Genomic DNA, 11,710 nt, shown 5'->3' with positions numbered 1-11,710 from the left:
TCGCGAACTGCGTCCGCCGCCTCGAAACGGGTGTCCATGGCCGATAGCATCCTTGAAGGTGACACTCGCAGGATGCTGGATGATACCGGCATCGTCAGCTACAGCGTTCTAGACCAGGCGCTGTGGACACGCTTCCGTGCTGCCGGGACGTCTGATGAGTTCATCGGCGCATGGCTGGGCCTTCTGTGCCGCCAGCTACCCGATGCCTCCGCGGCAGCCCTGGTGCTCGGGGAAGCCGATGCCGGGCCTTATGTGCTGGCCGCCGCATGGCCGAACTCACAGTCGCCGGCCGGCGGGCTTCTCGGCGCCGCCGAAATGGCGACAGGAAAGCGTCAGGGCGTCAGTGTATCGGGTCCGGCAGACGACACACAGATCATCGCGTCCCCGATCCTCATCGACGGACATCTGTTCGGCGCCTGTGCCGTTGCCGTGAAGCGAAACGACGCTGCCTTCACCGACATCATGCGCAAGATCCAGTGGGCCTGCGGCTGGGTGGAAGTGCATGTGCGCCGCGGCATGAGCGATCAGAGCGAACAGGCGGCGCAGCGCAGTCGCTTTGCGTTCGACATGCTGGCGACGGTGATTGAGAAGAAGCAGTACAAGAGCGCCTGCACCGCGCTCGTTACAGAACTCGCCATGCGGTTGAATTGCGACCCGGTCGCTATTGGCGTGATGCGCCGGCGCTGGACGCGCGTTGCGGCGGTGTCCCACTCGGCGGCATTCGACAGCAAGGTCAGTTTCATGCGTGACGTCGCCGCGGCGATGGACGAGGCGATCGACCAGCGGGCCGTGGTCGTCGCGCCATCGCGCGAGGGGCAGGAATATCGCGTCAGCCTCGCGCACGAAGCCTTGACGCGCCAGCACAAGAACGGCGCTGCCCTGACCGTGCCGCTGCAAAGCAACGGCCGGATGACGGGCGCGCTCACTTTCCTGCGGCCCGTCGACGCGCGCTTTGACCAGGAGACGATCTACCTTTGCGACGCAGTTGCGGCCGTGGTCGGACCGGTCCTCGAGGAAAAACGCCGCAACGACCGAACCATCTTCACCAAGGCGCTCGAGGCAGGCTGGATCCAGATCAAGCGGCTGCTTGGCCCACGCTTCATCGGCCGCAAGATCGTGACGCTGGCCGCGGTGGCGATCGCCGCCTACCTCAGCGTCGCCACCTCGCCCTATGCGGTAACGGCGCCTGCTGTCATTCGCGGCTCGGTGCAGCGAACAATCGTCGCCCCATTCAGTGGCTATGTTCTGTCGGAATTCGCCAAGGCAGGCGAAACGGTGCGCAAGGATCAACTGCTGGCGCAACTCGACGATCAGGACCTCAATTTCGAGCGGCTGCGGCTGGTCACTACCAAGGCTCAGAAAGAAACGGAATTTGACCGCGCGCTGGCGCGTGGCGAGCGCGCCGAAAGCCAGATCATCGAGGCCCAGATCAAGCAGGCGGACGCGCAGCTGTCGCTGATCGACGAACAGCTGCGTCGCACCCGCCTGGTGGCGCCGTTTGACGGATTTATTGTCTCCGGCGACCTGTCGCAATCGGTCGGCGCGGCGGTCGAGCGTGGCCAGGAATTGTTTCACATCGCGCCGCTCGATGCTTACCGCGTGGTGCTGGAAGTCGACGAAAGCGACATCGAAGACATCAAGATCGGCCAGACCGGCCAGTTGCGGGTCAGCGCATTGCCGAGGGAGCCGCTGACGTACAGGATCGAACAGATCACCTCTGTCTCGCGACAGGGCAACGGCCGCAACTCGTTCATGGTAGAGGCTTCTCTTGCCGGATCCCCCGCGCGGCTACGTCCCGGCATGGAGGGCGTCAGCAAGACCCATGTGGATGAACGGCTGCTGTTCTTCGTCCACACCCAGAAGATGATCGACTGGCTGCGCCTGACCCTCTGGCGCTGGGCGGGCTGAGCATGGACAGGAGCTATTTCAGTTCGTCCTGGTATCGCGTCGCGCAATTGAAGCCGCGGCTGCGAAGCCAGGTGAGCATCCACCGCACGATCTTCCGCGGCCAGGTCTGGTATGTGATGCAGGACCGGACTTCGGGCCGTTTTCATCGTTTCACGCCGGAGGCCTATTTCATCATCAGCCTGATGACCGGCCGACGCACCATGCAGGAAGTATGGGACAGCGCCTGCGAACGCCTCGATGAAAAGGTCATCACACAGGACGCGGTGATCCGCCTTTTGGGGCAGCTTCACGCTTCAGATGTGCTGTTCGGTGACATTCCGCCTGACATTGAGGAAATCGCCGACCGCGCCAGCAAGCAGCACAACCGTAAACTTCTGTCGAAATTCGCCAATCCGCTGGCGATTCGCGTCGGGCTGTTCGATCCGGACGAATTCCTGAACGCTACCTATCCGCTGGTGCGGCCGTTCCTGTCCTGGTTTGGCGGCGTCGCCTTCCTGGTGCTGGTTGCCTATTCGATTTTCCTTGCTGCGATGAACTGGCAGGCGCTGACCGGCGACGTGACCGACCGGGTTCTCTCGGCCGAGAATATCGTGCTGATCCTGATTGCCTATCCCTTCATCAAGGCCTTGCATGAACTCGGGCATGCCTATGCCGTCAAGCGCTGGGGCGGCGAAGTGCACGAGATCGGCGTGATGCTGCTCGTGTTCATGCCGGTGCCCTATGTCGATGCGTCGGAGAGCCTTGCATTCCGGGACAAGTGGCAGCGCGCACTGGTGGGGGCGGCAGGCATTATCGTCGAGGGGCTGTTGGCCTGTCTGGCGTTGATCGTCTGGCTGAACGCCGAGCCCGGACTGGTGCGCGCCTTCGCTTTCAACGTGATGCTCATCGGCGGCATTTCGACCTTGCTCTTCAACGGCAATCCGCTGCTGCGCTTTGACGGTTACTACGTCCTGAGCGACGTTCTCGAGATACCGAACCTTGGTCAGCGCGCGACCAAATATCTCGGCTATGTGGTGCAGCGGTATCTGTTCGGCATCGAAAGCGCCGAAACGCCGGCAACCGCACAAGGCGAAGAGTTCTGGCTTTTCAGCTACGGCGTCGCCGCGTTCTTCTACCGGATCGGCGTCATGGTGGCGATCGTCACACTGGTCAGCCAGCGCTTCTTCGTCGTCGGCATGATGATGGCCGGGTGGGCGCTGGTGCTGATGGTTGGCGTGCCGCTGGCGCGCCAGCTGTGGTTCCTGTTCACGAGCCCATCATTGAGAAGGACGAGGGGGAGGGCCTTCGCCGTCGTTGCAGCCAGCCTGGCGCTGGCAGCCATGCCATTCTTCGTCATCCCGCTGCCCTACGCGACCGCCGCGCAGGGTGTCGTCTGGCTGCCGGGCGACGGAGTCGTCAATGCCGGTGTCGATGGCGTGGTAGCGGAAATTGTCGCGACTCCCGGCGCCCGGATCGAGCGAGGCGCCCCGATCCTGCGGTTGGAAGACCCGTTGCTGGAAGCGCGGACTGTCCTGCTGGATCTGAGGGCCGGGGAGCTTGAGCGCCGCCTCGAGAAGCTTGATCTCTCCAACAAGGTCGACGCCAAAGTGGTGGCCGAAGAGCTGAGGCTCGCACGCGCCGACCTCGTCCTCGCGCGCGACCGTGCCGAAGCGCTGACGGTACGGGCGCAGGCAAGCGGTACTCTGATCATTCCGTCGGCGAAGGATCTCGACGGCAAGTTCGTGCGCCGTGGCGAGACGTTAGCCTATGTGACGCGGTTCGATCAGCCGACACTGCGCGCCGTGATACCAGAAAGCGACGCCGATCTGGTTCGTAACCATACGGCGTTCGTCGACGTGCGCTTCGTCGAAGACCCATCGGTTTCGCATCCCGCAAAGATCATACGCGAGGTGCCTTCGCTGACCGCAACTTTGCCGAACGCCGCATTGAGCAGAGTGGGCGGTGGGGAGTTTTCGCTCGACCCGACCGATCCTTCGCAGAAGCGGGTCCTTGCCAACTTGATGCATCTGGAATTGGCGCTGGCCAATCCAAGCAAGATCGACCGCATCGGCGGGCGCATCTACGTCCGCTTCTTTCACGGCAATGTGCCGCTCTACGAACGTACGTATCGCTGGATCAGGCAGGTGTTCCTGCGGGTCTATCGGGTCTAGTCTTCCATGAACGGAGGTAATAACTTGTAGTTGGAACTAACTCAATTACCTTGGAATCGTGCCAAATGCAGCATTTCACTTTACAATCCGACGCCGCGGTGGTGTGATCAATACTTGGTGTTGAAGTATTAGTGTTCTACATATCGCGGAAACGATAAATTAACCGAGTTTTCCACCTCAAGGAGGGTTTCATGACTGTGCAGCTTCTTTTCTATCAAGACGCCAAACCGGTAACCTCGGACCGTCACAGGGATGTTTCGATCAAGACGGGTCACTCCTACGCCTTCGCCCGCAATGTGAACTCGGTACCGGTGACGGCTGTCGAATTCGCGCAGGCAGCGGCGGAGTATCCGATCGTTTTCGCGGGCACCGAACAGTCGATCATGCCGGCGGTCATTCTTGGCGTGAAGCAGACCGAAAACCTTTATGTCGACGATGCCGGCAACTGGAGCGGCAAATATGTTCCGGCTTTCGTGCGCCGCTATCCCTTCGTTTTCTCCTCCGATGCCAGCGGCCGGACATTCATCCTCAACATCGACGAGAGCTTTGAAGGCATCAACCGCGAGGGCCGCGGCGAGCGCCTGTTCGACGCCGACGGACAGCAGACGCGCTACCTGAAAGAGGTGCTCGGCTTCCTTCAGGATTATCAGTCGCGCTTTCAGCGCACCAAGCGATATTGCGATCTTCTGAAGTCTCTCGGGCTGCTGCAGCCGATGCAGGCGCAGTTCAATTTGAACAGTGGCGAGCGCCGTTCGCTGGCCGGCTTCATGACGGTCGACCGCCAGAAGCTGAAGGCGATCGATGCCGCCGACCTGCAAACGATGTTCGGAAATGACGAATTGGAGTGCACCTACCTTCACCTCCACTCCTTGCGGCACTTCGCCAACATGCTGGAGCGGATGCCAGCCTCCGGCCCGGATGTCGAGGACACGTCGGAACCGGCACCAGAAGCGACTTCTGCCAAGGCGAAACGGGAAACCGGCAAATCGGCGGCGCGCAAGGGTGGCGACGAAGCGGACATGAGGCTGGAGCAGGCTTAACAAAGTGACGACCGAGATGTCACCCGAGCGTAGAAGGACGGGAGCTTGACGGCGGCTGGGCAAACGGCCGGCGTCCTGCTTCCGGCCCTTGATCTCGGCGCCGAGCGGGAAGACCCGGCGCCGAAATTCCTCGACTGGCTGGACCAGTGGCTGGTTGGCGTGGCCTCGCCGTTGCGGGAGCGGGCAAGGCTGCGGCGGATGTATCGCGCGCTGCCTCGCATCGAGGCACTCGGACGTGATTATGCGGGCATAGCCGAAGTCGAGCTTGTCGAGCGGGTCGCGGCGTTCCGCCCAGTGATGCGCCGTGGCGGCCTGACCCAGACGAACATCGAACGATGCTTCGCGATCGTGCGCGAGATATCATGGCGCAAGCTCGGGCTGCGCCACCACAACGTTCAAATTCTTGGCGGCCTCGCAATGCTTGACGGGCGGGTGGCGGAGATGGCCACCGGCGAGGGAAAGACAATCACCGCCGGTCTCGCCGCATCGGCCGCGGCGCTGGCGGGCACGCCGGTTCACATCATAACCGTGAACGACTATCTGGCGGCACGCGACCTTGCGACGCTCAAGCCTGTCTATGACTTTCTTGGCCTGACCACGGGCCTGATCCAGAGCGGCGACCGGGCAGGGCGACCGCAAGTCTATGCGTCGGACATTGTCTATGCGAGCAACAAGGAAGTTGCGTTCGATTACCTGCGCGATCGCATGGCGCTTGGCCAAAGGACCGGGCTGCTGCACCGCAAGCTCAGCGGCTTCGGCCAAGCCGGCAGTGCGAATTCGCAAACAGTCATGCGCGGTCTGCACCTGGCAATCGTCGACGAGGCCGACAGCGCGCTGGTCGACGAGGCGCGCACGCCGCTGATCATCTCCCAGGAAAGCAATTCCGTCGACGAACGCAACTGGGCGGAAAAGACATTTCGTCTGATCGAGGACCTGCAACAGGATGTCGACTACGTGCTGTTGCCGGACCAGCGCCGTATCGAATTGACGGAAGCCGGCAAGGATAGGCTCTGGACGCGCGCTGAGGCGGCCGATGGATACTGGCGCAACCGCCTCCGACGCGAGGAATCGGCCAGGCAAGCACTCTCCGCATTGCTGCTTTTCCGACGCGGCGAACACTATCTGGTCGCTGACGAGACTGTTCAAATCGTCGACGAATTCACCGGGCGCATCATGGCCGACCGCACATGGAGCGATGGCCTTCATCAGTTGATCGAATTTAAGGAGGGCTGCAAAGTGACCCCGCGCAAACGCACCGCCGCGCGGATCACGTACCAGCGCTTTTTTCGCCGCTATCTGCGCCTCGCCGGGATGTCCGGCACCGCCTACGAGGTCAAAGGCGAATTGGGCGCCGTCTACGGGCTGTCGGTTCTCGCAGTGCCGACACACGTGCCGCCCCGGCGCGCGAAGCTCACGACAATTGTGTGTGCGACGCGCGAGGAGAAATGGAACCGCATCGTGCAGGAGGTCGAGACGATGCGGGCCCTCGGACGGCCGGTACTGATCGGCACGCGTTCGGTCTCTGCATCACAGGAACTCAGCGCATGTCTCGGGCGCGCCGGCGTCGAGCATGCCGTGCTGAATGCCGAGCAGAGCGAGGACGAAGCGAAAGTCATCGCGGGAGCGGGTCGTGTCGGAACGGTGACGGTGGCGACCAACATGGCTGGGCGCGGCGTGGACATCAAGGTCGATCCCGAGGCGCTCGCAATGGGCGGACTTCACGTGGTGCTGAGCGAGCGCCACGATGCCCGTCGGATCGACCGGCAGATGGAAGGGCGGACGGCGCGCAAGGGAGACCGGGGGTCAACGCGGGACATTCTTTCGCTGGAGGATCCGATCCTCGATCTCGCGCCGCCACGCCTTGTCGAATGGGCCAGCCGGAGTCAAACCTGGTTCAGGCGCCGAGCCGCACTTGCGCTGTTTCGGATAGCGCAGATGCGCGCTGAGCGCGCGCATGCAGCGGAGCGAAAGGACCTGCTCGACCAGGACCGGCGGCTGGGTGTGCTGCTCGCCTTCTCCGGCAAATCCGAATAGACTTGGGCCGGCGGCTGGACTGGCCGCGGCGGGCAGGGAGCCACGTCAAATGCTGCGACCTATCTTCTCCATCGCTGCCGTGTTTCTGGCGGGTGCCGCTCATGCGGCGGCGCTCGATTGCGTCGTCAATCCTTCGATCGTGGTGGGTGTCGGCGGCACGGTGCCTGGCCTTCTGGAGGAGGTGCTGATCGATCGTGGCGACATTGTCAAAAAGGGTCAAATCCTGGCCCGGCTGAATGCCAACACCGAGCTGTCGACTATCGACTTGATGTCCGAGCAGGCGGCCAACACGTCGGAAATCGAGGCCCAGCAGGCACGATACCAACTGGCCGTAAACCGCATGGACCGCTCCAAGCGGTTGGCCAGCATGAACGTCACCTCCCAGGATGCGGTGGAGGAAGCGGTCGCGCAAATGGAGGTCTCCAAGCGCGAACTGGCGCTCGCCGAAACGCGCAAGCGCATTCTCGAACTCGAGCTTGCCCGGGCAAAGACCGTGCTGGGCCAGAAGGTTATCGTCAGTCCGATCGACGGTATTGTCATGGAACGCAAGCTGTATGCCGGCGAGTACCTCGATCAGGACGGGCAACTGGCCACGATCGCACAGCTCGACCCGTTGAGCGTCGAAGCCTTCGTCGCCGACAGCGAATACAGCAAGTTCAGCGTCGGCCTCGCCGTTCGGGTGACCGTCAGCGAGCCGCGCGATGAAGTCCTTGTCGGCACAGTTCAGGTGATCGACCGGGTATTGGACGCGGCCAGCAGGACGTTCGGCGTGCGCATCATGCTGCCCAATGCCGGCAACCGTTTGCCCGCCGGCCAGCGATGCAGGGTCGAATTCGACGTCAAGTCGAACTGAAGCGCTCCGCCTGCACAGCAATGCTGCTTAGTTTCTGCTGACAGGTGGCGAACACGCAGGATGCCCGATCGCGATGGCCCAGCGCGTTGCCGACGGACGGCTCGCCGGATCGCCCATCGTGTTCCCCGATCGGTCGCTCGCGGGAACGATACTTGCTAAGAACAACCGCGCGTTTTTGCCTCAAGTGAGTCCGTGCCGGACGAGATGGCGAACGACCGGCGAAAACATCTGCTGGCCGATATAGGATCCGATGCCCGCATTCTCGAAGAGTGGTTCGGCGACGGCCGCATCTTCGACTATCGCGATACGTGCCTGACGCGCCTGAGCTACCATCTCGTCGGCTGCGCGGCCTTGGCCCTTGCCGACGACCGTCGGCACCGGCGTTTCACCCTTGAGGTAACGCAACGCCACGGCGCGGTCGCCGGACACGAAGACGATGACCGCATTTCCAACGCCGAGTTTCGCGGGTTGCATCACCGCTTCGCGCCGCTGCCGCTGCTGTTCGTGGCGGATCAAGGGATCTCCCTCGAGATCCTTGTGCTCGCGCTTGTATTCGGTGGTGGTCATGCGCATGTCGCGCAGGAACAGCCAGCGCTGAATGGGAACATCGATCACGCCGATGACGACGAAGGCAAGCGCGGCGGCAACGCCAAGGGGTATCAGCACCGCCTTGATGATCGGCTCCAGGCATGACGGACCGCAACCCGGCGCATCGAAGAGCGGTTGCAGCCACGCGATCAGAACGAATACGAAGAGGCTTGCCAGCAACATCACCTTGACCAGGCCCTTGCTAAACTCGATGACGTTGCGGAGCGACAGGATCTTCTGCAGGCCCTTCGCCGGGTTTATGTGATCGAACTGCGGCTTCAGCGGCTCAAACGAGAAGACCGGCCCGAACGTCCCCAGCATGCCAAAGGCCAGGGTGAGAACGACGACGATCCCGACCAGCGGCAATGTGGCAAGCATCAGCAACGAAAGAAAATGGCGGATGGCCCGCAGGCTGACATCCGCGAACGGGCCGCTGGTCTCTGTCACGGTCTGCACGAGTTCCGAAAGGTGCTTGAACAGCATCGGCCAGGAAAAATAGAGATAGCCGAGCGCCGCGAGAAACGTGAAGCCGGAGACCAGGTCGCGGCTCTGCGAAACCTGGCCCTTGCGGCGAGCGTCGCGGAGCTTCTTGTCCGACGCCGGTAACTTCTTTTCCTCAGCTTCTTCGGCCATGTTGCAATCTCGTCATGAGGCAGCCTCTTGCCCGGCTTTCGCCTGAGCCGACGGCAGCGCCTGCGAGCGCGCGCCGGCCCTGCCGGTGCGGCCGGTGATCGTGGCCAGGGGCTGGACGTTGAATTCCTGCGCGAGTTCCTGGAACGACAGAACCGGAAGCTCGATGGCATTGTGCATCAGCAGGCTGCGCATATGCCGGCGCACGTCCATCGCGGCAAGCACGACCGGCGAGACATCGATGGAGCTCTGCGACAGGGCTCGCTCGATCTCGGTGACCAGGGCCTGCGCGTCATCGTCCGAAAGGTTCAGGAATGTGCCGGTCGATGCGCTTTGCACCGCGTTGCGCAGGATATCCTCGGCCGACCGCTGCAGCACATAGGCCGCGATGATGTTGTTGCGGCCGGCGGAGCGGAAGCTGATCTGGCGCTTCAGGGATGTGCGGACATATTCCGTCAGCAGGACAACGTCCTGTTCGCGCTGGCCCCATTCGATCAGCGCTTCGAGGATGAGGCGCAGATTGCGGATCGGCACGTTTTCGCCGACAAGCCGGCGGAGCACTTCCGCGATCTTCTGCAGCGGCACGATCTCCTGGGCCTGCCTGACCAGATCCGCGTAGTCCGGCTCGATGTCTGACAGGAGCCTGCGTGTCTCCTGAATCCCGACGAAATGGCCGGCATAGAGCCGCAGTGCATTTCCGGTCCACTTGGCCGCCGTTTCCGCTGGTGCGGAAAAGGCGAAGCCGGCCTCCTTCAATGCCGCTATCTGGCTGTCATCGACCCACGCGAATCTACGCTGACCGGCAATCGACGAGCCGTCTTCGTAAGTCACCTCGAGCAGGTCGAGGTGCGTCGCATCCGCCTCGACGAGAACGCGGTCGGCAGGAATTTCGGCATCCAGGATCGGCGCGCCTTCCAGATCGACGCGGATGCTTCGTGATGAAAGCATCTCGTCGACCTGCATGCCGATGGCCGGAACGTCGATACCGAGATCGCCGAAGAGCTCGCGGCGCACGCCGTCGGCGAGCGCGGCAAATTCGGGCTCCGGGATCGAGCGTCCAAGCTCGGTTCCGAGGCGCACGACGATGCGGTAGGAAGGAGGCAGCGTTCCGGTAGGGATTGCTGAAAGCGCCGCGGAATTCCCCGGTTGTTCGCGCGTTGCGATCTGGCCGGCGTCGTCGTCAGGCTCGGATTCCCGGGCGGTACGGCGACTGATTGCGTAGGCGCCGGCACCGAAGCTGGCGCCGAGGATCAGGAACACGATCGACGGAAAACCTGGCACGATGGCAAGGCCGACCATGATCACCGCGGCAAGACCGAGTGCTCGGGAGTCGCGCAGAAGCTGACTGGTTATTTGCCGGCCAAGGTCGCCCGCACCGTCGGCGCTGCCGACGCGCGTCACCATCGTGCCTGCGGCCACGGCGACGAGCAGTGCCGGTATTTGCGCCACCAGCCCGTCACCCACGGTCAGCAGCGAGTAGGTCGCGGCCGCGTCACCGAGGGACATGTCGTGCTGCAGCGTCCCGACCGCGAAACCGCCGATCAGGTTGACCAGGATGATCACGATGCCGGCGATGACATCGCCCTTGACGAATTTCATGGCGCCGTCCATCGCGCCGAACAGCTGGCTCTCGCGCTCCAGCTGCTGGCGCAGACGACGTGCCTCCGTCTGATCGATATCGCCGTTGCGCAGTTCCGCATCGATACTCATCTGCTTGCCTGGAAGCGCATCGAGCGTGAAGCGCGCCGCCACTTCGGCGACGCGCTCGGCACCGCGCGCGACCACGATGAACTGCGCGATGGTGATGATCAGGAAGATGACCAGGCCGACCGCAATGCTGCCGCCGACGACAAAGGTGCCGAAGGCGGTAATGATCTCGCCAGCATCGGCCTGCAGCAGGATCAGTCGCGTCGTCGTGATCGTGATCGCCAGCCGGAACAAGGTGGCGATGAGGATGACCGACGGCAGCGACGAGAACTGCAGCGGATGGGAAACGTAAAACGATGCCAGCAGGATGAGCACGCTGATGGCGATATTGGCGGTGATGAGAATGTCGACGAGGAATGTCGGCAAGGGAATGAGCATCATCACTACCGCGACGAGCAGCAGGACGGCGATGACCAGATCGCTGCGGCGTGACAGCCTGGCAAGGAATTGTAGAAGCCGCTCCGACACGGTCATGGTCATTGAACGCCTCGTTGCGACAGGAAGCTCAGCAGGGCGCTGTGCGCCTCGGTCTTGCGCCCCGCCACGAGCAAGGCGCGGCTCTTCAGCAAGGCAAGCGCCGGATGGTCCATTCCTTCCAAGGTCTCCAGCCTGGCAATCGTGGCCAGCGCCTTTTCCGCCTCGCCATCGAGGATGAGCAGATGCGCCAATGTCCTCAGCACGCCGGCATTTCCCGGCGACAGCTGCGCGGCGATGAGCAGATACGCCGCGCCCCGCTTTGCCTGCCCGTGAGACCCGTAGAGAAAGCCCAGGACATGCAGCAGATGCACCGTGTCATCCGG

Annotated in this window: 8 protein-coding genes; 5 read left to right on the top strand and 3 right to left on the bottom strand. The window is 62.7% G+C overall.

All coding sequences use genetic code 11. The annotated features are described in order from the left end of the window. Positions 1–36: 36 nt before the first annotated feature. The 5 genes from EJ073_RS13920 to EJ073_RS13900 all read left to right on the top strand — a co-directional run bounded on the left by EJ073_RS13920 (position 37) and on the right by EJ073_RS13900 (position 7,985). Complete coding sequence (locus tag EJ073_RS13920) at positions 37–1,908, top strand: HlyD family efflux transporter periplasmic adaptor subunit (protein WP_126056243.1); 1,872 nt, start codon at positions 37–39, stop codon at positions 1,906–1,908. Between the two features lie 2 nt (positions 1,909–1,910). After that, positions 1,911–4,058, top strand: a complete 2,148-nt coding sequence (locus EJ073_RS13915) for a peptidase M50 (RefSeq protein ID WP_126056242.1) — start codon at positions 1,911–1,913, stop codon at positions 4,056–4,058. Positions 4,059–4,249: 191 nt separating this feature from the next. After that, positions 4,250–5,098: a SapC family protein gene (locus EJ073_RS13910; RefSeq protein WP_126056241.1), complete on the top strand. Its 849-nt coding sequence runs from the start codon at positions 4,250–4,252 to the stop codon at positions 5,096–5,098. A 198-nt stretch (positions 5,099–5,296) separates the two neighbouring features. After that, on the top strand, positions 5,297–7,132 hold the full coding sequence (locus EJ073_RS13905; RefSeq protein WP_126056240.1) for a prepilin peptidase: 1,836 nt from the start codon (positions 5,297–5,299) through the stop codon (positions 7,130–7,132). A 49-nt stretch (positions 7,133–7,181) separates the two neighbouring features. Then, on the top strand, positions 7,182–7,985 hold the full coding sequence (locus EJ073_RS13900) for an efflux RND transporter periplasmic adaptor subunit (protein ID WP_189347401.1): 804 nt from the start codon (positions 7,182–7,184) through the stop codon (positions 7,983–7,985). Positions 7,986–8,165: 180 nt separating this feature from the next. Here EJ073_RS13900 and EJ073_RS13895 read toward each other — a convergent pair whose 3' ends face one another. The 3 genes from EJ073_RS13895 to EJ073_RS13885 are packed head-to-tail and all read right to left on the bottom strand — an operon-like array spanning position 8,166 to position 11,698. After that, the gene (locus EJ073_RS13895; protein ID WP_126056238.1) at positions 8,166–9,206 is read right to left on the bottom strand and encodes an EscU/YscU/HrcU family type III secretion system export apparatus switch protein; all 1,041 of its coding nucleotides are present in this window, start codon (positions 9,204–9,206) and stop codon (positions 8,166–8,168) included. Positions 9,207–9,218: 12 nt separating this feature from the next. Beyond that, the gene (gene sctV / locus EJ073_RS13890; protein ID WP_245455581.1) at positions 9,219–11,390 is read right to left on the bottom strand and encodes a type III secretion system export apparatus subunit SctV; all 2,172 of its coding nucleotides are present in this window, start codon (positions 11,388–11,390) and stop codon (positions 9,219–9,221) included. Continuing rightward, entirely contained in the window at positions 11,387–11,698 is a 312-nt protein-coding gene (locus EJ073_RS13885) for a hypothetical protein (RefSeq protein ID WP_245455579.1), read from the bottom strand. Before EJ073_RS13885 ends, sctV begins: the two co-directional genes overlap by 4 nt. Positions 11,699–11,710 lie beyond the last annotated feature (12 nt).

Source organism: Mesorhizobium sp. M4B.F.Ca.ET.058.02.1.1 (assembly GCF_003952505.1).
Taxonomy (GTDB): domain Bacteria; phylum Pseudomonadota; class Alphaproteobacteria; order Rhizobiales; family Rhizobiaceae; genus Mesorhizobium.
The sequence above is the reverse complement of the archived record's forward strand: the minus strand, read 5'-3'. Positions and strand labels throughout refer to the sequence as shown.